Source organism: Pacificispira sp. (genome assembly GCF_965228185.1).
In the GTDB taxonomy this organism is placed as follows: Bacteria; Pseudomonadota; Alphaproteobacteria; order UBA8366; family Aestuariispiraceae; genus Pacificispira.
Map to the genome: position 1 here is coordinate 464155 of NZ_CBDDHE010000006.1, position 24880 is coordinate 489034.

Consider the following 24880-nt stretch of genomic DNA (forward strand, 5'->3'; position numbering starts at 1 on the left):
ATCAGCCAGCAATGCGCGGTATGCGACAGTGACGGCGACCGGCGCCGGTAAGGATTTGTTAAACATAACAGGCCAGTATCCGCTCACCACCAGAATGATCCATACCAAAGATTGTACCGGAGACGCACACCGAATATCGCATAAAGAGCATTCCGCAGAACCGCCGATCGGTGCAGACAGAATTTAAGGCATTTCAATAACGCCTTGAAATTTAATCTGAATGCGGGCACAGTGCGCTCGGGTCATTCTTGAGGATGGGAAACTTTGGGGGGTGAGAGGGTTTCGGCCCTCTAAACGTGTGCGCGGGAAACCCGCATGGTCCTTGAGGAGGGTGACCGGTTGTCGAAAGAGGGGTCGAAATCGCGGGAGTCCGATACCCTGGCTGGTCTGGCCCTGGGGGCGTCGGGCGATCTCGGCTACCGTTGGAATCTCAAAGATGACCGGATCGACTGGTTTGGAAATCCCAAAACCGCGCTCGGGACCGATTCCTTCGACGAAATCCTGACCGGCGAAAATTTCGGTGAACGCATCAATCCGGAAGATCTGGCGCGGCGCCTGCAGGTGCTGAACCGTCATTTCGCAACCGGCAAGGCCTATGACTGCGAATACCGCATCCGCCGCAAGGACGGCGCTTTCTGCTGGGTTCATGACCGGGGCGGCGCGCTTTACGACAAGTCAGGCGCACCGGATTGCATGTATGGCACGCTGCGCGTCGTGACCGGCCGCAAACAGCAGGAAAGCCTGCTGGAACACCGCGCCAATTACGACGATCTGACCGGCCATCTGAACAAGGTGCGGCTGCGCGAAGCGCTGCAGAACGCGCTGTCCTATAACGAACGCTACAAGGTTTCCGGCGGCTATCTGGCGATCGGGATCGACAAGCTGTCGATGATCAATGACGGCTATGGCCATGAAACGGCGGATGCCGTCATCATCGGCGTCGGTCAGCGTATCGAACGCTGCCTGCGCGTCACCGACGTGATCGGCCGGATCGGCGGCGACCGTTTCGGCTGCGTCCTGTCCCATTGCGACGAGCAGGGCCTGCAGATCACGGCGGAAAAAATCCTCGATTCCTTCCGGTCCAGCCCGATCGAGACCCCCAGCGGCCCGGTTCATATCACCGTGTCCGTCGGCGGCACGCAGATCCCCGGCTTCATCCGCACAGCCCTGGACGCCATGACCGGTGCGGAAAGCGCCCTGTCGGAGGCGAAGGCACAAGGCCGCAACTGCTTCATCGCCTATCAGGTGACCGAGGAGCAGCGGCTGCGTCAGCGCACCAATATCGCGCTGGGCGAAAAGGTGATGAAGGCCCTCGACGAGGGCCGGATCGTGCTGGCCTATCAGCCCGTCGTCGACGCCAAATCGCGTGAGATCGCCTATTACGAAACGCTGATCCGCATGATCGACGAGGAAGGCAAGATCGTTTCGGCCGGGCAGTTCATCCCGATCGTCGAGAAGCTGGGCATGATCCGCCCGCTCGACCTGCGGGCGTTGGAACTGGCGGTATCCGATCTGCGGCACCACAATCAGGTGCGCCTCGCCGTCAACGTCTCCAGCCTGACGGTCACCGACCCGGCCTGGCTGCGGACGCTGGTCAGCCTGATCAAGGGCCGGCCCGACATCGCCAAACGCCTGACCATAGAAATCACCGAGACAGCGGCGCTGGAGGATTTCGACGTCACCTCGCGCTTCGTCAGTTCGGTTCGGGATCTGGGCTGCAAGGTCGCGTTGGACGATTTCGGGTCCGGCTACACGTCCTTCCGCCACATGAAATCGCTGACGGTCGATGTGGTGAAGATCGACGGGGCTTTCGTCACGGACGTCGCCACGAACCGGGAAAACCAGATGTTCATCCGCACCCTGCTTGGGTTGGCGGATGGTTTCGGACTGCAGACCGTCGCCGAATGTATCGAAACCGGCGAGGAAGCGGACATTCTGACCGGCGAAGGCGCGGATTATCTTCAGGGTTGGTTTTTCGGCAAGCCCGAGGTTGAGCCGGAATGGCGCATCGGCAAGAAGCCGAAGAAAACCGGCACAGCCGGCGGACGCGGCACCAATGTCGTCTCGCTGCACGCCAAGGGCAAAAAGTCCTGACCGGCGGCACAGCCACCGACCGCTTCATCCCCGTTTAGATTTTTTGGGTTAGACCGCCCCGGTCAAGGCGTGGACGGGCCTAGTCCTTGCCTTCTTTCAGGGCGCGAAGCTGCTTCTGCATTTCTTCGACCTGCTTCTCCAGCGCCTCGACCTTGTCGCCGCCGGTCTTGGCCTTGGCTTCGGGCTTGGCCGCGCCCTCGGTCTCACCGCCGAAGGGGGAGAACATCTGCATGGTGCGTTCCAACATCGCCATGTTCTGCTTGCCGATTTCCTCGAACGAGCCGAACGGGAAGACCGAACCGAAGGTCTCCTGCATGTAATCCTGCATCTTCTCCTGGTTCTGCGAGAAGGACCGGATCGAGAAATCGAGATACTGCGGCAACATCATGCGATGCATGTTGTCGCCGTAATACCCGATCAAACTGCGCAGGAAGCTGATCGGCAGCAGATTTTGGCCGTTCTTGCTTTCCTCTTCCACGATGATCTGGGTCAGGACGGCGCGCGTGATGTCTTCGCCGGACTTCGCATCATAGACCGCGAATTCGATGCCTTCGCGCACCATCTGCGACAGATGATCCAGGGTCACATAGCTGCTGGTCGCCGTGTTGTAGAGGCGCCGGTTCGCGTATTTCTTGATCGTAATCGGATCGCCTTCCGTGCCGGAAGACGCCTTGCCGCTAGTCGGCTTATCCTGGTTCATCTCACCAAACCCCGCTTGACCGTGCGCTTCTTCCCAGATCGGAACGCGCCGGACTTACTTATGCGGAAAGTTTGCACCCGTCCGCGCTGCGGTGCAATAGGCGCATGTCGGTTTTCGCCGCCGCCGCTTTGCGTCTATAGTCGCCGGGTCATGACACGGAACCAAAACAACAAGCAGGATGGGGACGCGGCAGAGGATTTCGCCGACCTTGCGCGGCGTTTCGCCGACCTTTGGCAGGACCAGCTTTCCGCCATGGCGGCGGATCCGGCACTGGCGAAATCCGTCCAGGATTCCATGGCCGTCTGGCAGCAGCTCACCCCGGGCGTGGCCGGCGGCGGCGATCCGGCGAAGGACCCGATGGCGGCATTTCGTCAGGCCGCCGACGTCTGGACCGGCATGATGCAGCCCGCCCAACGCCCTAACACGGATGGAACCTCCGATGAGCCCTCCACCACCGACCCATCGCACGGGTCCACGGCCGCTGCCGGTTCATCTGACAGCGGCGAGCGGCTTCTACGCGAGCTCGATCGCCGCCTCGCTCGCCTTGAACAACGGCTCAATCGCCTGGAATCCGGCGCTGGAGGAGACGGCGGCGGCTCTAAGCGCGGCGGTGGCACGAAAAAGCCGGCCGGCAAACGATCGGCAGCAAAACGGGGGACCGCAAAGCGGGGAGCCGGCGGCCCCGGCACCTGATTTCGCGATCGCCGTAGAGGCGGAAGCGCGGGAACGGCTGCGCCGGATGCTGGACGGCATTCAAGCCTATCGCGTCCATCCCTACCGGCGTTCGGTCGAAGAACCGGACGTATTGTGGCGCGAGGGAACGACGCGGCTGCTGGACTATCGCCGCTTCCGTACGGGTAGGAAGAACACCCGCATCCCGGTGATGCTCGTCCCCTCCCTGGTCAACCGCGCCTATATCCTAGACCTGCGCCCGGAGCGCAGCCTGGCGCGATGGCTGGCGGCACAGGGCCATTCCGTATTTCTGGTCGATTGGGACGCGCCTGGGGAAATGGAACGGGACTTCACCCTGGGCGACTATATCGCCCGCCTGCGCCGCGCCATGGTAACGGCCTCGGACGCGGAGGCCATGCCCGTCGCCGCCATCGGCTATTGCATGGGGGGATTGTTGACCCTCGCCGCGGCCCAAGGGGTCGACTCCCGCATCGACGCCTTGGTCTTCATGGCGACGCCCTGGGACTTTCACGCCGACAGGCCGGACCAGGCCAAGGGCCTGGCCGCGCTGCTGCCCGGATTGGAGCCGAGCCTAGCCGCCTTCGGCGAGTTGCCGGTCGATGTCTTGCAGACCCTGTTCGCCGCCCTGGACCCGACCCTGGCGCTGCGCAAATTCGGGGCCTTCGCGTCGATGGCACCGGGTGACGAGAGTGCGACCGCTTTCGTCGCCTTGGAGGATTGGCTGAATGACGGGGTCGCCCTTGCCGCCCCGGTCGCACGGGAATGTATCGGCCGCTGGTACGGCCAGAACAGCCCGGCAAAAGGCCTGTGGCGTGTGGACGGCCTGGCGGTTCTGCCACAAGACTGGGCCAAGCCGGCATTGTCGATCATCCCGGCAGGTGACCGGATCGTGCCGCCCGCTTCCGCCCGCGCCCTGGCCGACGCCTTGCCGCGCGGTTCGGTCCTGACCCCGAAGGCCGGCCATATCGGCATGGTCACGGCCCGCAGCGCCCCGGATAGGGTTTGGGCACCCTTGGCACAGTTTCTGGACGATCCGGACGCGGCGGCACAGGCCTAGTGCTTGGTTGGCCTGACTGGATGGTTGATCCAGCGCAATGCACAGGTTTATTGTGCGGCGCAACAATGGTTGACGAAGGAGGCGGCAACGCCTTCGATGGCCGCGCGCTTGCGGCGTAACAACGTCTGACAGGAGGAACCCCAAATGACCGATATCGTTATCGCCGGTGCGGCCCGCACCCCCGTCGGCAGCTTCAATGGCGCGCTCAGCGGCGTTGCGGCCTCCTATCTGGGCACGGTGGCCATCAAGGAAGCGTTGAACCGCGCGGGCGTCGCGCCGGAAGAAGTCGACGAGGTGATCCTGGGTCAGATCCTGACCGCCGGCACCGGCCAGAACCCGGCCCGCCAGGCGGCGATCGACGCCGGTATCCCGTACGAAAAAACCGCCTATCAGATGAACCAGCTCTGCGGTTCGGGCCTGCGCGCCGTCGCGCTGGGCATGCAGTCGATCCTGACCGGCGACGCCAGCATCGTCGTCGCGGGCGGCCAGGAAAGCATGAGCCAGGCGCCCCATTGCGCGCATCTGCGCAACGGTCAGAAGATGGGCGACCTGAGCTTCGTCGACACGATGATCAAGGACGGCCTGTGGTGCGCTTTCAATGGCTATCACATGGGCAACACGGCCGAGAATGTCGCCCGCCAGTGGCAGTTGACCCGCGAAGAGCAGGACGAATTCGCCGTCGCCTCCCAGAACAAGGCCGAGGCCGCCCAGAAGGCCGGCAAGTTCAAGGACGAGATCGCGCCGGTCACGATCAAGACCCGCAAGGGCGAAGTGACAGTGTCCGATGACGAATATCCCAAGCACGGGACGACGATCGACAATCTGGCCAAGCTGCGCCCGGCCTTCGACAAGGAAGGCACGGTCACGGCGGGTAACGCATCGGGCATCAACGACGGTGCGTCGACGGTGGTGCTGATGACGGCGGACGAGGCGTCCAAGCGCGGCATCACCCCGCTGGCGCGGATCGTGTCCTGGGCCACCGCCGGCGTCGATCCGGCGATCATGGGCACCGGCCCGATCCCGGCGTCCCGCAAGGCGCTGGAGAAAGCCGGCTGGTCCGTCGACGACCTGGACCTGATCGAAGCCAATGAGGCCTTCGCGGCCCAGGCCCTGGCGGTCAACAAGGATATGGGCTGGGATCCGGCCAAGGTGAACGTCAATGGCGGTGCCATTGCTCTGGGCCACCCGGTCGGCGCGTCCGGCAACCGTGTCTTCGTCACGCTGTTGCATGAAATGATCAAGCAGGACGCGAAAAAAGGTCTGGCCACGCTGTGCATCGGCGGCGGCATGGGCGTCGCGATGTGCATCGAGCGCTGACCGCAACGATCCTAATCGGTTTCGGAACGCCCCGCCCAATCGGCGGGGCGTTTCGTTTGTCAGGCCGCCGGATCGGCCAGCAAGAGCTTGCGCGCAGCCTGTTTCAACGTCGCCGTCGCCCGTTCCGGCGGCCAGCCGCAATCGCCGACCAATAGGTCCCAGCTCTGCACCGAAATCACTGTCCAGAGGTAGTCCGACGCCTCCGCGACCTGCCAGGCCGGGTCTAACCGGCCCTCGTCCCGCACCGATTCCATCATTTTGGCGAGGAAGGCGCGCAACGCCTCCATTCGGTCCGTCCAGGCCGCAGCAGCATCCGCGTCCTGCATGCGCGTCCGGATCAGGACCGTGGCGACCGGATGAATGCGCGGCACGAAGTCGAACCAAGCATCCAGGCACCCGTCGAAGCGGCCGTCGGCATCGGGCCGCGCCATAGCGGTCTGGAAAGCCTGCCAGATCTCGAACCGGCTATCCGCATGCCGGACCAGTTCTACCAACAGCGCGCCGCGCGATGGGAAATGCGTGTAGACGGCCTGTCGGGTCAGCCCCGCCGCCGCCGCGATATCCGCCATCGACACAGCATCCCCCCGGTCCGAGACCAGTGTCCAGGCGGCGTCCAGAATTTCTTCTTTCGTACGGTCCGACTTTGATTTTTTTGACATCTGTCAATTTTTCATTATTTTACGCGTGTCAAAAAATCCTATGGAGCCCAGGCCATGAATGCAACCTCATCCGTGCAAGACCGGGCCATCGCCCTAAGCGCCGCTTACGGCGACGGGGCGGACGGCGCGACGCCCACCTCGACCCAGTGGCAACGCCTGCTTGATCGCCCGGCGGATCAACCGATCACACTGTTGAACCTGTTCAAGATCCGCGACCAGGCGGCTTTCGACCGCTATGCGGAGGTCAGCATCCCGGCCATGCAGAAGGCCGGCGGTACCTTCCTGATGATCGCCCCCTGCACGGGCGCATTTCTGGGGGAGGACGAGGATTGGGATCTGGTTGCGATCGGCCGTTATCCCGACGCGGCGGCACTGCTGCGTCTGCTCGATGACCCGGATTACCAAGCCGCATTTCCGCACCGCACGGCGGCCTGCGCGCGGCAGAAGGTCCTGATCTGCGACAACTAGGCCCTAAACTTCGGTTCGGTCAGTTTTTGCTTGGCCCTGTCTGCCCCGGATTGTAGCCATAATTCCAAAACACAATGGAATTCTGGGAATGACGGGCGAGAGAGACCTTCAGAAACTGATCGTATCGATGGAACCGACCTTGGATGCGGAGGCTTATGTGTTCGCGTCCGTGCCTGCCGACTTTTCGTTTGCCGAGACACCGCTGATGCGGTTCCGGGAGGATGAGGGCGATACGGTAATATTGAGCGTGTCTGCCGCAAATCGGGCCGGTTTGTCGGACGATCGCCGCTTCAAAAGAATTACCCTGAACGTGCATTCGTGCCTGGAAGCGGTTGGCCTGACCGCCGCCTTCGCCGAGAAGCTGACCGCGCACGACATCTCCGCGAATGTCGTCGCCGGCTTCTATCACGACCACATATTTGTCCCGATCCAGGATGCCGAGGCGGCGTTGGCGGCGCTGAGATCCCTGTCACGGGACGCCGCGTCGGATTGATATTTGCCCGCTTCCCGATACCGGTCTAGGGTATTTGTGATCACAAACAGGGGATCATGACCATGACCGAGACCGTATCGATCACGCTTTGGGCGACGAATATGGGCCGGGACCTTTCCGGCCCCGAAGACTGGCTGGACAGCCTGGATGCGGTCGCCAAGGAATCGAAACAGGCAGGCAGCGACCTGATCGTCGCGCCGGAATATGTCTCCGAGATCTGGCTGACCTATGCCGGGCCGGATATCGATGTGCGCGAAGAACCGGCCCGTATGGCCGAGGCCGCGAAAGACATCGTCGACGGCATTCAGAAGATCGCGGACAAGCACGGCATCGACATCATGGCAGGCACCTGGCCCGTGCCGGACGGAAATGGCGGCTTTAACAACGGCGCCCATTTGTTCACCGCCGGCGGGACAGCGCCCCTGATCCAGCGCAAACTGTGCATGACCCCGCCGGAAAAGGATCCGGAATCCTGGGGTATCCGGCCGGGTGGCGGCATGCGCGTCTTCGACTGGAACGGCCTGCGCTGCGCCATCGTGACCTGCTTGGATATCGAACTGCCCGCCCTGTCGGTCAAACTGGCCCAGACCGCGCCCGATCTCGATCTGATCCTGTGCCCGTCCATGACCGAGAAGAAGTCCGGCTACAGCCGCGTCTTCGGCTGCGCCAAGGCCCGGGCGGTGGAACTGATGACGACCGTCGCGGTGGTCGGGGTGATCGGGGCGACGCCGCTGAAAACGCCGCGCCCCAACGTGTCCGGCGCCGCCGTCTATCTGCCTTGCGAGGCGGATCTGGGATACGATGGCCGGTTCGCCGAAATCGGCCCGTTCAGCGAAGCGCCCGCCGACGATCCGCTGGGCCCGCGCCTGCATGCCCGCGACATTCCCGTCGGCAAGGTCCGCAAGCTCCGCGAGAACCAGCCGGAAGTCTGGCCCGGCGCCTGGTCGGCGGACGGGCTGAAGATGGATACCGGCAATGCCGACCGTCTTCAGCGAACGGCATAGGGCGTATCAACCGAATTTCGACATCCGCAAGCCCCGGGGGGATCTGGAATGACGGTGGGACCGGAAGAATTCGCCGAGCGGAGGGTCCGCGCGGCGGAAGCCGCCAAGGCGGCGGGGCTGGATGGGTTGCTGATCTGCGCGCGGGGCGGCGGTACCTTGGACCGTTATGGCGATGTCCTCTATCTGACGAACCATTATACGCAGTTCCCCTACATTCCCGACCTTCCGGGACAATGGACGGCGCGGGCCCATACTTTCGTGGTGCTGCCCGCCGACGGGGCGCCGATGCTGATCCGGGACGTTCCCGATGACGGCCGCATCCAAATGCCGGAAGACCAGCAGGTGTATACCGATCTGGTCCTGGAAGAGACGGTCGCGGCGCTGCGCCAGGCGGGATTGGACAAGGGTAAGGTCGGTCTCGTCGGCGGTGACGTCCTGCCGGTCACAACCTTCCGGGCCCTGTGCGCCGAACTGCCGGATGTGGAATGGCCGGACGCCCAGACGGTCCTGTCGGATCTGCGCAAGATCAAGAGCCCGGGCGAGATCGCCATGCTGCGCCGCGCCGCACAGGTCGGCTCGCGGACCATCGAGGCCATGATGGAAGCGGCCAAACCGGGCGCGACCCATGGCGAAGTCGTCGCCGCCGGCCAGGCGGTGCTGAACGCGGCGGGCGGCGCCCTGTACAATTCCTTCATGGCCTCCGGCACCGGCGGCCCCGAACCGGTTCTGATCAAGTCGAACTTCCCGACCTGGGGTTCGACACGCCCGCTGGCGGAAGGGCATTGGCTGCGGCTCGGCATATCCGGCGTGGTCGACGGCTATGTCTTCGACGTCTCCCGGTCGCGCGCCATCGGCAATGCCACCAATGCGCAGATCGCCGCCTTCGAAGCCGCGATCGATGTGGTCGAAGCGGGGATCGCGGCCATCCGGCCCGGCGCCAAGGCGTCCGATCTGGCCGCCGCCGGCAAGGCGAAGCAGCAGGAACTGGGCTTCCCGCTGACCGGCGTCTTCTCCGGCCTGGGTCACGGGATCGGCATGGGATGGGATTCGCCCTGGATCGCCCCTGGGGACGAGACGGAGATTCAGCCCGGCATGGTTCTGAATTTCGAGAAGACCCTGACCCGAGACGGCTATCTGGGCGATTTCGAGGAAACCGTGGTCGTCACGGAGGACGGTATCGAAAAGCTGACCGACGCGCGTATCCGGTGGTGGTAGGCGGTACAGCGGCGGGGTGTCGCGGCCCGAACTAGGCCTTTCCGAAGGCCCGGCGTCACGCTAAGTGTTTCGGTATGACGATATTTGCAATCATCCTGATGGTCATCGCCATGCTGGCAACGGTGGGGATCCTGTTCACCGGGATCATCGCCATGGCGCGCGGCGGCGAGTTCAACAACAAATGGGGCAACCGCCTGATGCGCTACCGCATCCTGGCGCAACTGGCCGCCCTGGTGTTGTTCGCGATCGCCCTCGGCCTGTTGCGCAGCGGGGGCTGACCTTGGTCACGCTGTCGAAGATCTATACCCGCGGCGGTGACGCGGGGCAGACGTCGCTGGGCGACGGGTCCCGGCGCGCCAAGCACGACCTGCGGGTCGAGGCCTATGGCACGGTCGACGAGGCCAATGCCGCGATCGGCCTGGTGCGTCAGCACACGACGGGCGAGATCGACGCGCTGCTGTCCCGAATCCAGAACGATCTGTTCGATCTGGGCGCCGATCTGTGTACTCCGGAAGGAACCGAACGACGGTCCAGCGCCCTGCGGGTCGAAGCCAGTCAGGTAAAGACCCTGGAAGACGAGATCGATCGCTACAATGCGTCGCTGGAACCGTTGAAAAGCTTCATCCTGCCGGGCGGCACGCCGGCCGCGGCCTATCTGCACCTGGCACGGACGGTGACCCGCCGCGCGGAACGCCTGGTCGTCGCCCTGGCGGAGGCGGAACCGGTCAATCCGGAATCGGTCAAATACCTGAACCGTCTGTCCGATCTGTTCTTCGTACTCGGACGCCATGTGAATGACGGCGGCAAGGCCGATATTCTCTGGGTCCCAGGGGCCAATCGCTGATCATGGACGGGTCGCTGCTCGAAATCCTGCATATCGTGGCCTGGGGGCTTCTGGCCCTGTGCTGCTTCGCCGGCATCGCCCTGCAATTCTTCGCCTGGCGGCATCTGAAGCCGGGCATCCCGAGATTCGGCCACAAGGATTCCCTGTTCAAGAAGAAGGCGGAATACTACACCGAAGAGGGGCTGGTCTTCATCGAGCTCCAGAAGCGCGTCATGTATGTGATGCTGACCATTTTCTTCCTGTATATCGCCGCGATCGAATTCCTGTCACCCGGACCGCCGCAATAGGGCGGCCATGATCCTTGAAGCCCTGGAATATCTGACGACGCCCTGCCCGCCTTGGGCGCGGCGGCTGGGGTATCTTTCGGAAGCCATCGCAATTCGCCACCGCGCACGCCGCTGCGCCGGTGCCTGGGCGGACCATCAACGCCACACCAAGGCGGCGATCCTCGATCATGTGCCCAAAGACTGTGGGACAGCCGTAATCCTGGGGGCGGGCCAATGCCTGGACGTCCCGCTGCCGGACCTCGCGGCGCGTTGCAAACGGGTCATTCTGGTCGACGCCGTGAGGCTGCGCGGATTGCATCTGCCGGAGAACGCCGACTACCGGCTGATGGATGTCCATGGCGTGGCGGAGAAACTGTATCTCGGCACATCCCTGTGGGTACGGCCGGACAACCCGTTGAGGGAATTTGACGAGGCCGACTATGTCGTGTCGGTCAATCTTCTATCGCAATTGCCGATCCTGCCGCTGCGCACCATCGCCCGGCGCAGCCTGTCGACGCCGATCTTCGAACACGGCCTGTCCGGACAGATCATACGGGATCACGTGCGAGACCTGAAGTCTCTGGCCGCCAAATCCATCCTGATCGCGGACGCCCGACGCATCACCCGCGACCGGAAAGGTGCGGTCGTGGACGATGAAAATCTGGCGGCACAGGCGCTGCTTCCCGCCCCTAAGGTTTCCTGGCACTGGCCGATCGCGCCAAAGGGGGAGCGGCACGATGGGAGTACAATCGAGACCCAGGTCGGCATTTGGGTGCTTTGACGAATTGCGCCCCGATGTCGCAAAGCGGCGCAAAATCGGCCCTACAACGCTTGACCGCTTTAGTGTGGCCTCCTAAACATCCGCGTTGATCCTATGGGAGCTCCCACCCAAAGCGGCGGGAGCTTCCGATTTGAGGGGCTAATGCCCGAGCGTTCAAACGAAGAGGGAGCGCGCCGCAATGAAGGTCTTGGTGCCGGTTAAGCGCGTCGTCGACTACAACGTCAAAATCCGCGTCAAAGCGGATCAGACGGGGGTCGAGACCGCCAATGTGAAAATGTCGATGAACCCGTTCGACGAAATCGCCGTCGAACAGGCCGTTCGGATGAAAGAGGCCGGACAGGCCGAGGAAGTCATCGCCGTTTCCATCGGCCCGCAGCAAAGCCAGGAAACCATCCGCACCGCGCTGGCCATGGGCGCCGATCGCGGCATCCTGGTTCAGCATGACGGCGAAGTGGAACCGCTGGCCGTCGCGAAGATCCTGAAGGCCGTCGCCGAAGCCGAAGGCCCGGGCGTCGTCCTGTGCGGCAAGCAGGCGATCGACGACGACGCCAACCAGACGGCGCAGATGCTGTCCGCCCTGCTGGGCTGGCCGCAGGCGACCTTCGTGTCGAAGCTGGAAATCGGCGACGGCGAAGCCACGGCGACCCGCGAAGTCGATGGCGGCCTGGAGACGATCAAGGTCAAGCTGCCGGCCGTCTGCTCGGTCGACCTGCGCCTGAACGAGCCGCGCTATGCCTCGCTGCCGAACATCATGAAGGCGAAGAAAAAGCCGATCGACACCAAGACCCCGGCGGATCTGGGCGTCGACCCGACCCCGCGCCTGCAGACGGTCAAAGTCGTCGAGCCGCCGCCGCGCCAAGCCGGCGTCAAGGTCGCCGACGTGGCCGAACTGGTCGCGAAGCTTCGCAACGAAGCCAAAGTCATCGGCTAAGCCGCACCGAAAAGGAGAAAGCAGATGGGCATTCTGGTCATCGCGGAACATGACGGTGCGGAAGTCAAACCGCACACCCTGAACACCGTTGCCGCGGCGCAGGCCGCCGGTGGCGACATCACCGTTGCGGTTATCGGATCCGGCTGCAAGGCCGCCGCCGACGCCGCCGCCAAGATCGCGGGCGTGTCGAAGGTTCTGGTCGCCGACAGCGCAGAGTACGACAACCAAATGGCCGAAGCGGTCGCCCCGGCGATCGTGAAGATGGCCGATGGCTATGACGCCGTCATGGCCCCGGCCAACACTTTCGGCAAGAACGTCATGCCGCGCGTTGCCGCGCTGATGGACGTGCAGCAGATTTCGGAAGTCTCGGCCGTCCTGGGCGACAAGACCTATGAGCGCCCGATCTATGCCGGCAACGCCATCGCAACCGTCAAATCGGCCGAGAAGGTCGATGTGCTGACCGTCCGCATGACCTCGTTCGACGCCGTCGCGGCCGAAGGCGGCAGCGCGGCGATTGAGGAAGTCGGCGGCACGGGCGGGCAGGATCTGTCCAGCTATGTCGGCCAATCGGTCACCGAAAGCGATCGTCCGGAACTGACGTCGGCCAAGATCGTGATCTCCGGCGGGCGCGGCATGCAGTCGGGCGACAATTTCGCCATGCTGGAACGCGTTGCGGACAAGCTGGGCGCCGCGGTCGGTGCCTCGCGTGCCGCGGTCGATGCCGGGTTCGTCCCGAACGACTATCAGGTCGGCCAGACCGGCAAGGTCGTCGCACCGGATCTCTATATCGCCGTCGGTATTTCGGGCGCCATTCAGCACCTGGCCGGCATGAAGGATTCGAAGGTCATCGTCGCCATCAACAAGGACGACGAAGCCCCGATCTTCCAGGTCGCCGATTACGGCCTGGTGGCGGATCTGTTCGAGGCGGTTCCGGCCCTGGAGGCCGAACTGGGCTGATCCTCACACAATACGTGTTGCAAAAGGGGCGGTCCGTTGGACCGCCCCTTTTTCGTTTGTCGTTTGGCCTGCGTATTCGTTAACGTTTTGTTTGGGCTGTTCGGTCTAAGTTCCAAGGATAGGACCGGAATCGGGAGCGAACGCCCCCTATCGCCCCATTCGGTGCGGTCGAGGTGAATGAGTATGTGTGCGGGCAGGAATGTGGAAATCACAGGCGCGCCGGACCCAGCCGGCCCGGTGCTGCGGGATGTCATCGAACATCTGCATCAGGGCCTCAGCTATTTCGATCGGGATTTGCGGCTGATCTGCTGCAATCGTCAGTATCTGACCCTACTCGAATTTCCGGACTGGATGGGCCGGCCAGGCACGACCGCAGAAGATTTCCTGAGATACAACGCTAAACGCGGCGAGTATGGGCCCGGCGATATTGAAACCCTGGTCCAAGAACGATTGGAACTGGTCCGCCAATTCGAACCCCACCGATTCGAACGCCGAAGACCGGATGGGCTGGTCCTTCTAATCGAAGGCAATCCCGTCCAAGGCGGTGGATTCGTCACGACCTATACCGACATTACCGCCCTGAGAAATTCAGAGGAAGCTCTGAAACGGGCAAACGAGACCCTGGATAACCGAGTCCGCGCGCGCAGCGACGAACTGGTCGAGCGCGAACGCCAACTTCGCGAGAAGACCGCGACCCTGGAAACGGTCCTGCACAGCGTGACGAACGGCATTACCATGGTCGACAACGACCTGAAGGTCGTTCTCGCCAATGACCGGTTGTTGGAGATGCTGGATCTCCCCAAACGGTTCGGGACGCCGGGCATACCTTTCGAAGAAATCCTTATGTACAACGCCCTACGTGGCGAGTACGGCCCCGGCGATCCGGAACAGCAAGTGCGAGACCGCATCGCGGCGGCAAGGCGGTTCGAACCTCACGCCTTCGTGCGCGCGCGGCCGGACGGCTCACAAATCGAAATCGTCGGACATCCGGTTCCGGGCGGTTTCGTGACGACCTATACCGATGTGACGGAGCAGAAGCGCGCGGAAGCCCTGCTGCGCGAGGCGAATGCCGAACTGGAAACCCGTGTCACCGAGCGCACGCGTGAGCTGACGGAAGCCAAGGACCGCGCAGAACGGGCCAACCGGGCAAAATCCAGTTTCCTGGCGCAGATGAGCCATGAATTGCGGACGCCGCTAAATTCCATCATCGGCTATTCCGACGTGGTCCGGCAGGAAATGTTCGGACCCATCGCGAATGAGCGCTATCGCGAGTACATGGATTCCATTCATTGGTCGGGAAGCCATTTGCTGGAACTGATCAATGACATCCTGGAGATGGCGCGCATGGAATCCGGCAAAGCGGCTATCACGGACGAGCCGGTGGATCTGGAGGAAGCCGTGCGGGCCGCCTTGGTGACCGTCGCGGAAAGGGCCGGATCGAAATCGCAGTCGCTGGAATCGGATCTGTCCGACTATTCCGGACGCCTTCAGGCCAATGCGCGGCGTGTTCATCAGATGTTGCTGAACCTGCTGTCGAACGCCGTTAAATTCACGCCCGAAGGCGGGACGATCCGGATTTCTACCCGCCGGCGCAAGAAGGGCGGCGTCACGATCTCCGTTTCGGATACCGGCCCCGGTATCGCGAAGGAGGATGTCGCCAAGATTCTGGAACCGTTCACACAGGTCCGGACAGGCCGGGCCAATCAGGAAGGGACAGGCCTGGGCCTGTCGATCGTGAACGGCTTGGTCGGCGAGCATGGCGGGCGGTTGTCCGTTCACAGCACGATCGGCATAGGCACGCGGATGGACCTGGATTTCCCCCCGGAACGGACGCTGGATTGAGTGGATGAAGGTCGTCGTCGACGCGGATGACACGCCCGGTCTGAAACTGGGACAAGTTGCCGGCCCCACCCCGATGCACCGGTCAATCGAATGGTACCGCGCCTTTCACCGTTTCGTCCTGTCGGAGCCGGGGCTGAAGCCCATCGCCGACCTTTACGGCGGCGCGGCGGTGATGGATTTGCCGGGGGCGGACCTCGTCCGCCTTCACACCAAGGCAGTCGGGTTCTTCCATCGATTGCGCGACCCTAACCTGGCGAATGGATTTTCCAACGTCGTCGACGCCTTCGCACGATTGCCCCCGTCGGCGCAATCCGATGCCGACCGCGCGCCCACGCTCGATGCCCTTCGCGACCGGGGCTATGCCGATCTCGCGCCCCTGTCGGCCGAGCGGACCGAGGCGATGCGGGCCTATTTGGACGCATCGCCGCTGGTGCCGTCCGACGCGCTCCGTCGTCCTGAGAGAGAGACTACGCCGACCGACGCAAACATCCTGCGCCGGGATTGGAATTTGGCCTATGTGCCGCGGTCCCGACTGCTGCGGATGCCGGGTCTGTTGCCGATTGCGGTGGAGCCGGCGCATTTGAACCTGATCCGCCGGTATCTGGGCGCCCCGCCGATCTTGACCGACATCTCCGCTTGGAAATCCTTCGCCGGCGAGGCCGGGCCGAAGGACGCGAGAGATGCGCAACTGTTCCATTTCGACTTGGATAACTACCGGTTCTGTAAACTTTTCATCTATCTGACGGATGTCGACAGTGAGTCCGGGCCGCACATTTTCGTACCGACGACCCATAGATTGGAAACGATCTCGGCGAAACGGCCACCCGACGGAAATCCCGATCAGGCGGCATTCGATCAATGGTATTTCGAAACCGTCCGCAAATCGGAAGCGGACGTCGTAAAATGGTTCGGAACCGCGCCGGACGCCATCACCGGACCGGCGGGAAAGCGGTTCATAGCGGACACCCAGGGATTGCACCGAGGGTGCCCTCCCGCAAACCGCGACCGATGGGTTCTGCAATTCGTATTCGGTACGACGCCGGCGACGGTCTGGTTCGAAAGTCATCGCCCCCGCGCCTTCACGGACTGGGACGGATCCGCGTTTCGCTCATCGGGGGACCTGGCCGCTTATTGTCTCAGCATCCTGTTTCCTGGTGCATGAACGCACCTGGATCGTTATCCGATACACGCATGCGTGGCCATTCTTCTTGCAATCCGCATCGCACCCTCGCTATCACTATTAACGCGACAGTATGTAGGGTTATCGTGGGTGGGCATGGCGATCCCGTATAATTCGATAAGTTTCACGGACATCCAGTCTGAAGCGACACGTCTGGCGACGGGGGACACCTCCACCGTGGATGCTTGGTTCAGCAGTACAGATATCAGCCAGCCCGTGATTGTCTGGAATCCCGAACGCACCGACCTTGTCACCGAGCCGATCATCTTCCTGTACGATTACTGGAAGGCCCGCGTGCCGGAGGGCGAAGTCGGTATGCGGGCGTCGGACCTTGCCCCCTATGACCTTGTTCCCGCCTTGGGATACATCATTCTTCTGGATATCCTGGAAGGCGGACAGGATTTCCGATACCGCCTTTTCGGATCGAAAATTGCGGAGATTGCCAAATTCGATTCGACGGGCCTGCGCATATCGGAAACCAAGGCGCATCCGCTGATGAAAGCGTTCTTCAGCACGGTCTATGAAGCCGTGCTTCAGAAACGCACACCGATCTATACGGAACATAATCCGCCGCCGAACCTGACCATCGCGACCTGGCATCGCGTCGTCCTGCCCCTGCATGACGGATCGGGAACGATCACCAAGTTCCTGGTCGGCAATGTGCCGACCCCCTATCACGACCCGGAGGTTCGGACGGCGAAGTTGTTCGACTGATCGAACCAACCGCACCGCCCGAACATCGGCCGGACTTCCTGCCCCGAAAATCGTATCAGGACGCGGCGGCGATGGCGGACATGTCCATCCAGGCCGGTTCCAGCATATGGCCGTCCGGATCTTCGATCGCCCGGACATACATGAAGCCGAGATCCTGCGGTTCCCGGACATCCGCGGCCCCGCCCGACCGGGCGGCCGCCTCGGCCATGGCGTCCACTTCCGCGCGGCTGTCCCGTGACAAGGCGATCAGCACTTCGGTGGCCTGTCTTGCATCGGCAACGGGTCTCGGCGTGTAACCGGCGAAGGCACCATGCGTCATCAAGTTCACCGAGATCGCATCGGACCAATTCATCACCGCCGCCTCTTCATTGCTGAACTGTTCATTCCGCACGAAGCCCAATGCCTCGTAGAAGCGGATAGAGACCCCCAGGTCGGCAACGGGCAAATTCACAAACACCATTTTCGTCATGCTACTGGTCCTTTTCATGGAACGGGTTTGGGGGAGACGACAGCCATTCGGTGACGAAGCGGCCATTGTCGTGGATATCCAGCATCTCGACAGGTTCGCCACCGATGGCGCGGAAGGCGTGCGGCACATGGGGTGCGACGATCACAATCTGACCGGCGCGGGCGACAGTGTTTGTCTGTCCGTCGGTGAACATCACCTGACCACGCCGAATGACGAAGGTTTCCGCATAGGGATGCCGGTGCAGCGCAGCGCCGTCCCCATCGTCTTGCAGATGGTTGAAAATCAACGATGTGCGGGTTCCATACGCCGCGCCCTGCATTTCGCTGGATAGGGGTTGGGGCCGGTCGCTCCAATCCAAGATCGTACATTTCATTTTTCCATCGCCTTCCCGGTTGCACGGCGCGATGGTATGCAGGGTTGGTTCCGCGCGACAGTACCAGGTCTGCAATGTCGGATTTCAAAATCGAACACCGGCTCGATCTCGGCGATTTCGCCTTGGTTCTGGCGATCGCGCGTGCGGGATCGCTGACCGGGGCGGCGAAATGCCTGGGCATGAGCCATCCCACCGTCTTCCGAAAGGCACGCGCGCTGGAGGAACGCTTCGGCACGCAGCTCTTCTATCGCGACCGGGCCGGCATCACGCTGACAGCGGCCGGCGCGGCCATCCGCGACGTTGCCGAAACGCTGGATCGCGAGGCCCAGGACTTGGAACGCCATTTCGTCGACCAGGACATCGCGGCGGAGGGCGAACTTCGGGTGGCAACAGTCGACACCCTGCTGCGCAGCCCGCTGATCGGGGTCCTGCGCGCCTTTCGAGACGCCATGCCCGCAATCGAAATCGACATGCTGATAGACGTCGCAATGGCCGACATCGCCCAGCGGGAAGTGGATGTCGCGATCCGTGCCGGCGGCACGCCGCCCGAAGATCTGGTCGGCCGGAAGCTTTGCGGCATCGCGGTCGCCATCTATCGACCCAGCCTGTCCGAACCTATCTCCCTGCAGGATGCGGCACAGGCCGATTGGGTCGTCCCGGACGAGCAATTGTCCCATCTCGCCTCCGCCCGCTGGCTGCGCGCGCAAGGCCACTATACGCGGGCGGCTTTGAAGGCGGACAGTCTGCTGGCGGTTTGCGAGGGTGTGGCGGGCGGGTTTGGCCTCGGCATCCTGCCCTGTTACCTTGCCGATCCGGACCCCCGGCTCCGCCGCGTGTCACCGCCGATGGAAGAACTGGCCAGCACGCTGTGGTTCCTGACGCGGCCCGAATTGCGCAAAGTCGCCAAGGTGCGTGCGCTATCGGAGTTCCTGCACAAAGAGTTTCGCGGCGTGAAAGATCTGTTCGAAGGATTGTGTCCCCAGGAGGAACCCCAATGACGAAGAAACTGAAGACGAGCGCGGCGGAACTGGTCGCCGCCGCGCGGGCAAAGATCGAGGAAGTGGCAAGCACGGACGCCATCGCCATGGCGGAGCGGGACGATGTCCTGATCGTCGACCTGCGCGATGTTCGGGAACGCCAACGCATGGGCTATATCCCGAACAGCTTTCACTGTCCCCGGGGCATGGCGGAGTTCTGGGTCGATCCCGACAGTCCCTATTTCAAGCCGGAGTTCGGCCAGGACAAGACCTTCCTGTTCCATTGCGCCTCCGGCTGGCGGTCCGCTCTGACGGTCTCGACCTTGCAGGAAATGGGGATGGAGCGAGTGGCCCACATCAAGGACGGGTTCAAGGGTTGGGCGGAGGCCGGCGGACCGGTCGTGCCCCCGCAATCGGACTAACGGGACGGCATGACGGTCCGGACGCAAGAAGAACGGCGGCGGGCAGAATGTTGTCGGCGGATTTAGTCGCTGCGGACCAGGTTCAACGGTAGATCGATCGTCACGCGCGTCCCGGCGCCGACGCGGCTCGACACCCGAATGGTGCCGCCGTGCAGGTCGATAAAGCGTTGCGCGATCGGCAGGCCCAAACCCGCCCCCTCTACGGCGGAAGACAGGGCCTGATTCAGGCGTCCGAAGGGCTGAAAAATCCGGGTAATCTGAGACTCCTCGATACCAATTCCCTGGTCCCTTACGGACAAATGCAATCCATCCTCGTCCAGTAAGGCCGACAGGCTGACCGTGCCGCCTCCTGGGGAGTATTTTACGGCGTTCGACAGGATATTGATCAGAGCCTGAAGGATTTTTCTGCGATCCGCGCTGACCTGAACGGGCACAACCGGCCCGTCGAGGCGCAGCGCCACCCCCTGACGTTCCGATATGGTTTGCATCATATGCAGGCATTCCTCGATCAATTCACTGAGGGCGAATACCTCGTAATTGATGTCCAACGCGCCGGCCTCGACTTTGGCAAGGTCGAGAATGTCCGAAATCAGCGCCAGCAGATGGTGCCCCGATTGGCGAATGTCGCCCAGATACCGGAGGTGTCTTTCGTCCTCTATCGGACCGAACACACCCAGTTCCAGAGCTTCCGACAGACCGATGATTGCGTTCAGCGGGGTACGCAGTTCATGGCTCATATTTGCCAAAAAGGCCGACTTGGCGATGTTCGCAGCCTCGGCGGCGGCGCGGGCCTGTTCCAGCGCCAGTGAGGTTTCCTTTAATTCGGTGATGTCCGTCGCGAACCCTACAACCGCCCCGCTGGGCGTTCGAACCTTGACGATCCGGAACCAGCCGCGTTCCGGATAGTATCGGTCCATCGGTTCCCCATTCGCTTCGCGCTGGGCCCGGACCCGGTCGGCGACATGGGCCTCCATTTCCTCGGGGTCGAAAATCTGTCTGGCCGATTCACGGATGAGATCGGCATAGTCGATTCGACCGTCCGACGACGCCGCCTCAAGTCGGCGGAATGCGTCTCCATGGACCCAGCGGTAAAGGTCGTTGCAGGCAATCAGGCGGTCATCCGCGTCATAAACGGCGACGGGGCCCGGAAACTCCTGGATGGATTCACGCAGAATTGTTGCATCGCGTAGATGCAGCGCCGCGTTGACGGCATCGGTTATCGGCGTAGCCTTTTCGGGCATGCGGCTCCACCCATGGAAGCGTTTCAAATTCCGCCCCGGCGCGAAACCGTGCAGGCTAGACTTCCGCAGCGGCTCCGATCCGGCCCGCCCGTTTACCAGCGGTTCATAACGGATCGTCCGATAAGGATCGGACCATTTGGTTTATAAAGAATGAATGCGGAAATGGCGCATCACAATGCGATCTGCTTATCCTCGCCGCGGGCGCGCAGAATGGCGTCGCAGACTTTCAGCATCCGCTCGTTGACCTCATAGTTCAGCCGCGTGCCGGTTGCCGCCTTCATATAACGTTTCCAGGTACCGATCACCTGCGCCAGCACGCCGTTACAGCCCCCCAACGTCCAATAGTACTTTTCAGCCCCCATCAGGAATTTTTGAAATTCCTTAGGCCGGTCATGGTCGATGAAGGCCCGGTAGCTTTGCTGGTAACGGTTCAAAATCAGAGAAATATTGTTACTAACATTCAGGATTTTTGACGTGACCGATTTCCGGAACATGTCGATCTGCTGCTTCTCCTGGGTCGACAGTTTTGCATAGTCACTGGGCGACGAGGCGTCGCTCTTCAACCAGGCCACCAATTGGCGGGACTCGGACTGCCGCTGATTGAATTCATTGTCGAAATAGGCGACCCCTTTCCAGGCGGAGAACACCTTCGGCGCATCGCCGATCCCGATTCCGAAGGCGGCTATGAAATGGGCGCCGGTTTCCGCCTGCGGGTCCCAGATCGTTTCCAGGAACTGGCGCGACGAATTCTCGATCTTGCCTTCATGGGACAGGTTCAGCGCCTTGGCGACGATCGGCTTCAGCTTGGCCTGGATCAGCCCCCGTACCTGCTGCGCCTCCTCTTCGGAAATCGTCACATAGCTTTGGTCGATCGGGGTGCCAGCAAGATCAAAGGCCTCTTTCACCAGGAACGGGTCGAAGGAAGGGCAGTTCTCCAGAATCGCCAGTTTTTCCGCATCCGGCTGTCGGATTGTCTTGTCGATCTTGAACCCCAGATACCGTTCGGACAGTTCGGGAAATTTGTCGTCATCCATGAAAATTCCGAACCCGCCCAGCCGCACATCCTTCGCGTCCTTTGGAACGAAAATCGCCGTACGGATAGGCTTCTTTTCCGTCTTGTCGGCCAGAAAATCCTCCAGACCGGGAATGATATCCTCACTGGGCGCCTGGGCCGCATCGAAGTTGGGATACTTGAAAATGATCGTCGTATTGAGGGTCTGATTCTCGAACAGTTGATTTTCCTTGGCCAGGTCTCGCGACAATTGATTGACCTTCAAGGCGACGCTGGGCGATGCGAAGACGACGGATTCGAGGGTGGGATTCATCGACAACTCACGAACAAGAATGGGAAGGCGGAACTTGACGCAAACCCATTGAGCAATCGTTAAAGAACCGTCGCAATTCCACAGGATTTTCGCAAAATGCCCGCAATCGCCGGATGTCTTAATCTCGATTGGCGCGAACCGCTCTGTCCCGCGGGGCTTGACGTCGATCGTATCATGTAGCTTATAAAGTTACATGATACGAGATAGTCGCCTTTCGGCAACCCTTCATCTGCTTCTCCACTTGGCGGAACAGGCCGATCCCATTCCGTCCGACTCCCTGGCCCGTGCCATGCGGACCAACCCTGTCGTGGTACGCCGCCTGATGGCTGGCTTGCGCCGTGCCGGTTTGGTCGCGTCCGAGAAAGGACATGGCGGCGGTTGGCGGCTGGTACGCAAGCTGCCCGAAATCACCTTGTTGGATGTGTACCGGGCGTTGGGCCAGCCGGTCATGTTGGCCATGGGCAATCGAAGTGACGCGCCGGAATGCCTGGTGGAACAGGCCGTAAATGCCTCTCTCGACAGCGCATTTCGGGAGGCGGAGGCCACGCTCTTGGCGCATCTGGAAAATGTCACCCTGGCGCAATTGAACGCCGAATTCCGGGCACGCTTGTCCGTCCGGAAACAGGTTTGCGGTCTGGAGAAATCGGATGCGGAGTGAAGGCAACGAGTTCCAAGAACACTTTTCGCGGCCGGAAACCGTTGCGTCTTATGCTGACGGCGTCCGGCGGTTTGTTCCGGGATTGACCGACATGCATCGCATGGCGGGCATTCTGTTGGCGGAACGGGTCCCGGAGGACGCTCATATCCTCGTTCTCGGCGCTGGCGGAGGGATGGAAATGCGCGTCCTGGCAGATGCCTATCCTTCTTGGCGATTCACCGGCGTAGATCCGGCCGGACAAATGATTGGCTTGGCCCAGCGCACCCTGGGGCCACATGCCAGCCGGGCGGCGTTTGTGGAAGGCTATATCGATCAAGCGCCGGAAGGCCCGTTCGATGGCGCGATCTGCCTTCTGACGCTGCACTTTCTTGCTTCCGAAGAGCGTCGCCGTACGGCAGCGGAAATTCACCGCCGCTTACGACCCGCTGCGCCATTTGTGGCAGCGCATTCCAGCTTTCCGCAAGCCACGGCGGAACGCGCGGTCTGGCTGAACCGGTATGCGGACTTCGCCATCGCCTCCGGTGCCGACCCCAAGATGGCGATCAATGCCCGGGACACGGTGGGCCGCAGCCTGGACGTCCTGTCGCCCGAAGACGATACGGCGATCCTGCGTGCCGCAGGATTCAGCGGCGTAACGCTTTTCTATGCCGCCTTCACCTGGCGGGGATGGGTCGGGTATGCGTGACCTGCATTGTTACGTAGGTTGAGGATCCGCACGGTTCCGACGTGCAAGATCAATCCGACGGACCGATCATGCGATCAGGCCGGACCAGCTCGTCGAACTGCGCCTCCGTCACATAACCGAGGCGCAGCGCCTCCTCGCGCAGCGACGTTCCGTGCTTATGGGCGGATTTCGCAATCTCGGTCGCCCGGTCATACCCGATGGCGGGCGCCAGGGCGGTGACCAGCATCAAGGATCTTTCCATCAACTGGGTAATATTCGTTTCATTCGGTTCGATGCCCGCAACACAGCGATCGGCAAAGCTGACCGCCGCGTCGGACAACAGCTTGATCGATTGCAGCATGGCATGGGCCATGACCGGCTTGAACACATTCAATTCGAAATGGCCCTGGCTTCCAGCGAAGGAGATTGTCGCCTGATTGCCGTGCACCTGCGCGCAGACCATGGTCATGGCCTCGCATTGGGTCGGATTGACCTTGCCCGGCATGATGGAGGAGCCGGGTTCGTTTTCCGGCAGGGACAACTCACCCAAGCCGGAACGCGGACCGGAACCCAGGAAGCGGATGTCGTTCGCGATCTTGAACAGCGATACGGCGACCGTGTTCAGGGCACCATGGGCAAAGACATAGGCGTCATTGGCCGCCAGTGCCTCGAACTTGTTCGGGGCCGTGCGGAAGGGCAGTCCCGTGATCGCCGCGACCTCGGTGGCAAAAGCGTCAGCAAACCCCTTTTTCGCGTTCAGCCCGGTGCCGACCGCCGTACCGCCCTGGGCGAGGTCGTAGAGCCCGTCCAGCGCCGCTTCGACCCGCCCGATCCCAAGGCCGAGCTGCGCGGCATAGCCGCCGAATTCCTGCCCAAGGGTCAGGGGCGTCGCGTCCTGAGTATGGGTTCGACCGATCTTGACGATATGCGCCCATTCCTCGGCTTTCGCAGCCAGCGCCGCGCGAAGATGCTCAAGCGCCGGCAGCAGGGAATGCCGGATCTGCACCGCCGCCGCGATATGCATGGCGGTGGGGAAAGTGTCGTTTGACGATTGGCTCATATTGCAATGGTCGTTCGGATGCACGGGGTCCTTGGATCCGACCACGCCACCCAGGATTTCAATCGCCCGGTTCGCGATCACCTCATTCGCATTCATATTGGTTTGAGTGCCGGACCCGGTCTGCCAGACAACCAGGGGGAAATGCGCATCGAACCGGCCCCCGGCCACTTCCGAGGCCGCCTGTTCGATGGCCGCGGCGCGCTCTGCATCCAATTGCCCCTGCGCCGCGTTGACCCGTGCCGCCGCCTGTTTGATGACGCCCAGCGCATGGATCAGCGGACGCGGCATGGTCTCGCCGCCGATCGGAAAATTCATCAGCGACCGCGCTGTCTGCGCGCCGTAATACATTTCCCCAGGCACATCCAGCGCCCCGAACGAATCTGTTTCCCTGCGCGTCTTGTCGGTCATTGCATCCCCTCAATCGGTCCATGGCTGGCGCGAGTACCGACCGTATCTGGGGTTCATCCGCGGAAAAG

28 protein-coding genes are annotated in these 24880 nt (G+C 62.1%); 21 read left to right on the forward strand and 7 right to left on the reverse strand.

Annotation, left to right across the window (positions count from 1 at the left end; all coding sequences use genetic code 11):
* Positions 1-315 precede the first annotated feature (315 nt).
* Positions 316-2094: a putative bifunctional diguanylate cyclase/phosphodiesterase gene (locus tag ACO06O_RS12870; protein WP_421880342.1), complete on the forward strand. Its 1779-nt coding sequence runs from the start codon at positions 316-318 to the stop codon at positions 2092-2094.
* A 79-nt stretch (positions 2095-2173) separates the two neighbouring features.
* Here the strand turns inward: ACO06O_RS12870 and phaR are convergent, their stop codons facing one another.
* Positions 2174-2794 (reverse strand): polyhydroxyalkanoate synthesis repressor PhaR, encoded by a 621-nt coding sequence (phaR, locus tag ACO06O_RS12875; protein ID WP_421880344.1) that lies wholly within the window; start codon positions 2792-2794, stop codon positions 2174-2176.
* 150 nt (positions 2795-2944) lie between these two features.
* On the opposite strand from phaR, the gene ACO06O_RS12880 reads away from it, so the two are divergent.
* The 3 genes from ACO06O_RS12880 (at position 2945) to ACO06O_RS12890 (ending at position 5861) form a co-directional block, all read left to right on the forward strand.
* On the forward strand, positions 2945-3487 hold the full coding sequence (locus ACO06O_RS12880) for a hypothetical protein (RefSeq protein WP_421880346.1): 543 nt from the start codon (positions 2945-2947) through the stop codon (positions 3485-3487).
* Positions 3488-3533: 46 nt separating this feature from the next.
* Entirely contained in the window at positions 3534-4544 is a 1011-nt protein-coding gene (locus tag ACO06O_RS12885; protein ID WP_421880348.1) for an alpha/beta fold hydrolase, read from the forward strand.
* Between the two features lie 144 nt (positions 4545-4688).
* Positions 4689-5861, forward strand: a complete 1173-nt coding sequence (locus ACO06O_RS12890; RefSeq protein WP_421880350.1) for an acetyl-CoA C-acetyltransferase — start codon at positions 4689-4691, stop codon at positions 5859-5861.
* A 59-nt stretch (positions 5862-5920) separates the two neighbouring features.
* Here the strand turns inward: ACO06O_RS12890 and ACO06O_RS12895 are convergent, their stop codons facing one another.
* A complete protein-coding gene (locus ACO06O_RS12895) occupies positions 5921-6520 on the reverse strand; it encodes a TetR/AcrR family transcriptional regulator (protein ID WP_421880352.1) in 600 nt (199 codons plus the stop codon).
* Positions 6521-6574: 54 nt separating this feature from the next.
* Here ACO06O_RS12895 and ACO06O_RS12900 point away from each other — a divergent pair, with 54 nt between their 5' ends.
* The 13 genes from ACO06O_RS12900 to ACO06O_RS12960 all read left to right on the forward strand — a co-directional run bounded on the left by ACO06O_RS12900 (position 6575) and on the right by ACO06O_RS12960 (position 17215).
* On the forward strand, positions 6575-6988 hold the full coding sequence (locus ACO06O_RS12900) for a DUF1330 domain-containing protein (RefSeq protein WP_421880354.1): 414 nt from the start codon (positions 6575-6577) through the stop codon (positions 6986-6988).
* Between the two features lie 88 nt (positions 6989-7076).
* Positions 7077-7481 (forward strand): ACT domain-containing protein, encoded by a 405-nt coding sequence (locus tag ACO06O_RS12905; RefSeq protein WP_421880356.1) that lies wholly within the window; start codon positions 7077-7079, stop codon positions 7479-7481.
* A 62-nt stretch (positions 7482-7543) separates the two neighbouring features.
* Positions 7544-8485, forward strand: coding sequence for a nitrilase-related carbon-nitrogen hydrolase (locus ACO06O_RS12910; RefSeq protein ID WP_421880358.1), 942 nt, complete (start codon positions 7544-7546; stop codon positions 8483-8485).
* Positions 8486-8533: 48 nt separating this feature from the next.
* Entirely contained in the window at positions 8534-9700 is a 1167-nt protein-coding gene (locus ACO06O_RS12915) for a M24 family metallopeptidase (protein WP_421880360.1), read from the forward strand.
* Between the two features lie 74 nt (positions 9701-9774).
* Positions 9775-9978 (forward strand): twin transmembrane helix small protein, encoded by a 204-nt coding sequence (locus ACO06O_RS12920; RefSeq protein ID WP_420419781.1) that lies wholly within the window; start codon positions 9775-9777, stop codon positions 9976-9978.
* Positions 9979-9980: 2 nt separating this feature from the next.
* A complete protein-coding gene (locus ACO06O_RS12925; protein ID WP_420419780.1) occupies positions 9981-10544 on the forward strand; it encodes a cob(I)yrinic acid a,c-diamide adenosyltransferase in 564 nt (187 codons plus the stop codon).
* A gap of 2 nt (positions 10545-10546) precedes the next feature.
* Complete coding sequence (locus tag ACO06O_RS12930) at positions 10547-10831, forward strand: hypothetical protein (protein ID WP_420419779.1); 285 nt, start codon at positions 10547-10549, stop codon at positions 10829-10831.
* A gap of 7 nt (positions 10832-10838) precedes the next feature.
* Positions 10839-11591: a hypothetical protein gene (locus ACO06O_RS12935; protein ID WP_421880362.1), complete on the forward strand. Its 753-nt coding sequence runs from the start codon at positions 10839-10841 to the stop codon at positions 11589-11591.
* A gap of 178 nt (positions 11592-11769) precedes the next feature.
* The gene (locus tag ACO06O_RS12940) at positions 11770-12522 is read left to right on the forward strand and encodes an electron transfer flavoprotein subunit beta/FixA family protein (protein WP_420419777.1); all 753 of its coding nucleotides are present in this window, start codon (positions 11770-11772) and stop codon (positions 12520-12522) included.
* A gap of 24 nt (positions 12523-12546) precedes the next feature.
* The gene (locus ACO06O_RS12945; protein ID WP_421880364.1) at positions 12547-13479 is read left to right on the forward strand and encodes an FAD-binding protein; all 933 of its coding nucleotides are present in this window, start codon (positions 12547-12549) and stop codon (positions 13477-13479) included.
* 183 nt (positions 13480-13662) lie between these two features.
* Positions 13663-15321: a PAS-domain containing protein gene (locus ACO06O_RS12950; protein WP_421880366.1), complete on the forward strand. Its 1659-nt coding sequence runs from the start codon at positions 13663-13665 to the stop codon at positions 15319-15321.
* Positions 15322-15325: 4 nt separating this feature from the next.
* Positions 15326-16483 (forward strand): hypothetical protein, encoded by a 1158-nt coding sequence (locus ACO06O_RS12955; RefSeq protein WP_421880368.1) that lies wholly within the window; start codon positions 15326-15328, stop codon positions 16481-16483.
* A gap of 114 nt (positions 16484-16597) precedes the next feature.
* Positions 16598-17215, forward strand: a complete 618-nt coding sequence (locus ACO06O_RS12960; RefSeq protein WP_421880370.1) for a hypothetical protein — start codon at positions 16598-16600, stop codon at positions 17213-17215.
* Between the two features lie 55 nt (positions 17216-17270).
* Here ACO06O_RS12960 and ACO06O_RS12965 read toward each other — a convergent pair whose 3' ends face one another.
* The gene (locus ACO06O_RS12965) at positions 17271-17684 is read right to left on the reverse strand and encodes a VOC family protein (RefSeq protein ID WP_421880372.1); all 414 of its coding nucleotides are present in this window, start codon (positions 17682-17684) and stop codon (positions 17271-17273) included.
* A gap of 1 nt (position 17685) precedes the next feature.
* Positions 17686-18057: a cupin domain-containing protein gene (locus tag ACO06O_RS12970; RefSeq protein WP_421880374.1), complete on the reverse strand. Its 372-nt coding sequence runs from the start codon at positions 18055-18057 to the stop codon at positions 17686-17688.
* A 74-nt stretch (positions 18058-18131) separates the two neighbouring features.
* Here ACO06O_RS12970 and ACO06O_RS12975 point away from each other — a divergent pair, with 74 nt between their 5' ends.
* Positions 18132-19055 (forward strand): LysR family transcriptional regulator, encoded by a 924-nt coding sequence (locus ACO06O_RS12975; protein ID WP_421880376.1) that lies wholly within the window; start codon positions 18132-18134, stop codon positions 19053-19055.
* A complete protein-coding gene (locus ACO06O_RS12980) occupies positions 19052-19456 on the forward strand; it encodes a rhodanese-like domain-containing protein (RefSeq protein WP_421880378.1) in 405 nt (134 codons plus the stop codon). The genes ACO06O_RS12975 and ACO06O_RS12980 overlap by 4 nt, the downstream gene beginning before the upstream one ends.
* 62 nt (positions 19457-19518) lie before the next feature.
* Here the strand turns inward: ACO06O_RS12980 and ACO06O_RS12985 are convergent, their stop codons facing one another.
* On the reverse strand, positions 19519-20697 hold the full coding sequence (locus tag ACO06O_RS12985; protein ID WP_421880380.1) for a sensor histidine kinase: 1179 nt from the start codon (positions 20695-20697) through the stop codon (positions 19519-19521).
* A 170-nt stretch (positions 20698-20867) separates the two neighbouring features.
* Complete coding sequence (locus ACO06O_RS12990; protein WP_421880382.1) at positions 20868-22022, reverse strand: hypothetical protein; 1155 nt, start codon at positions 22020-22022, stop codon at positions 20868-20870.
* Between the two features lie 193 nt (positions 22023-22215).
* On the opposite strand from ACO06O_RS12990, the gene ACO06O_RS12995 reads away from it, so the two are divergent.
* Both ACO06O_RS12995 and ACO06O_RS13000 read left to right on the forward strand, forming a co-directional pair.
* A complete protein-coding gene (locus ACO06O_RS12995; RefSeq protein ID WP_421880384.1) occupies positions 22216-22680 on the forward strand; it encodes an RrF2 family transcriptional regulator in 465 nt (154 codons plus the stop codon).
* Positions 22681-22771: 91 nt separating this feature from the next.
* Positions 22772-23365 (forward strand): class I SAM-dependent methyltransferase, encoded by a 594-nt coding sequence (locus ACO06O_RS13000; RefSeq protein ID WP_421880386.1) that lies wholly within the window; start codon positions 22772-22774, stop codon positions 23363-23365.
* A gap of 49 nt (positions 23366-23414) precedes the next feature.
* On the opposite strand, the gene fumC is transcribed toward ACO06O_RS13000, so the two are convergent.
* Complete coding sequence (gene fumC, locus ACO06O_RS13005; RefSeq protein ID WP_421880388.1) at positions 23415-24812, reverse strand: class II fumarate hydratase; 1398 nt, start codon at positions 24810-24812, stop codon at positions 23415-23417.
* Positions 24813-24880 lie beyond the last annotated feature (68 nt).

Bases quoted from the DNA above. Each gene is read 5' to 3' on its own strand.
- ACO06O_RS12970 (WP_421880374.1), bottom strand. From the start codon at position 18,057: ATGAAATGTACGATCTTGGATTGGAGCGACCGGCCCCAACCCCTATCC.
- fumC (WP_421880388.1), bottom strand. From the start codon at position 24,812: ATGACCGACAAGACGCGCAGGGAAACAGATTCGTTCGGGGCGCTGGAT.
- ACO06O_RS12920 (WP_420419781.1), top strand. From the start codon at position 9,775: ATGACGATATTTGCAATCATCCTGATGGTCATCGCCATGCTGGCAACG.
- ACO06O_RS12870 (WP_421880342.1), top strand. From the start codon at position 316: ATGGTCCTTGAGGAGGGTGACCGGTTGTCGAAAGAGGGGTCGAAATCG.
- ACO06O_RS12915 (WP_421880360.1), top strand. From the start codon at position 8,534: ATGACGGTGGGACCGGAAGAATTCGCCGAGCGGAGGGTCCGCGCGGCG.
- ACO06O_RS12930 (WP_420419779.1), top strand. From the start codon at position 10,547: ATGGACGGGTCGCTGCTCGAAATCCTGCATATCGTGGCCTGGGGGCTT.
- ACO06O_RS12895 (WP_421880352.1), bottom strand. From the start codon at position 6,520: ATGTCAAAAAAATCAAAGTCGGACCGTACGAAAGAAGAAATTCTGGAC.
- ACO06O_RS12980 (WP_421880378.1), top strand. From the start codon at position 19,052: ATGACGAAGAAACTGAAGACGAGCGCGGCGGAACTGGTCGCCGCCGCG.
- ACO06O_RS12940 (WP_420419777.1), top strand. From the start codon at position 11,770: ATGAAGGTCTTGGTGCCGGTTAAGCGCGTCGTCGACTACAACGTCAAA.
- ACO06O_RS12880 (WP_421880346.1), top strand. From the start codon at position 2,945: ATGACACGGAACCAAAACAACAAGCAGGATGGGGACGCGGCAGAGGAT.
- ACO06O_RS12990 (WP_421880382.1), bottom strand. From the start codon at position 22,022: ATGAATCCCACCCTCGAATCCGTCGTCTTCGCATCGCCCAGCGTCGCC.
- ACO06O_RS13000 (WP_421880386.1), top strand. From the start codon at position 22,772: ATGCATCGCATGGCGGGCATTCTGTTGGCGGAACGGGTCCCGGAGGAC.
- ACO06O_RS12950 (WP_421880366.1), top strand. From the start codon at position 13,663: ATGTGTGCGGGCAGGAATGTGGAAATCACAGGCGCGCCGGACCCAGCC.
- ACO06O_RS12905 (WP_421880356.1), top strand. From the start codon at position 7,077: ATGACGGGCGAGAGAGACCTTCAGAAACTGATCGTATCGATGGAACCG.
- ACO06O_RS12945 (WP_421880364.1), top strand. From the start codon at position 12,547: ATGGGCATTCTGGTCATCGCGGAACATGACGGTGCGGAAGTCAAACCG.
- ACO06O_RS12960 (WP_421880370.1), top strand. From the start codon at position 16,598: ATGGCGATCCCGTATAATTCGATAAGTTTCACGGACATCCAGTCTGAA.
- ACO06O_RS12935 (WP_421880362.1), top strand. From the start codon at position 10,839: ATGATCCTTGAAGCCCTGGAATATCTGACGACGCCCTGCCCGCCTTGG.
- ACO06O_RS12955 (WP_421880368.1), top strand. From the start codon at position 15,326: ATGAAGGTCGTCGTCGACGCGGATGACACGCCCGGTCTGAAACTGGGA.
- ACO06O_RS12910 (WP_421880358.1), top strand. From the start codon at position 7,544: ATGACCGAGACCGTATCGATCACGCTTTGGGCGACGAATATGGGCCGG.
- ACO06O_RS12900 (WP_421880354.1), top strand. From the start codon at position 6,575: ATGAATGCAACCTCATCCGTGCAAGACCGGGCCATCGCCCTAAGCGCC.
- ACO06O_RS12985 (WP_421880380.1), bottom strand. From the start codon at position 20,697: ATGCCCGAAAAGGCTACGCCGATAACCGATGCCGTCAACGCGGCGCTG.
- phaR (WP_421880344.1), bottom strand. From the start codon at position 2,794: ATGAACCAGGATAAGCCGACTAGCGGCAAGGCGTCTTCCGGCACGGAA.
- ACO06O_RS12975 (WP_421880376.1), top strand. From the start codon at position 18,132: ATGTCGGATTTCAAAATCGAACACCGGCTCGATCTCGGCGATTTCGCC.
- ACO06O_RS12965 (WP_421880372.1), bottom strand. From the start codon at position 17,684: ATGACGAAAATGGTGTTTGTGAATTTGCCCGTTGCCGACCTGGGGGTC.
- ACO06O_RS12890 (WP_421880350.1), top strand. From the start codon at position 4,689: ATGACCGATATCGTTATCGCCGGTGCGGCCCGCACCCCCGTCGGCAGC.
- ACO06O_RS12995 (WP_421880384.1), top strand. From the start codon at position 22,216: ATGATACGAGATAGTCGCCTTTCGGCAACCCTTCATCTGCTTCTCCAC.
- ACO06O_RS12885 (WP_421880348.1), top strand. From the start codon at position 3,534: ATGCTGGACGGCATTCAAGCCTATCGCGTCCATCCCTACCGGCGTTCG.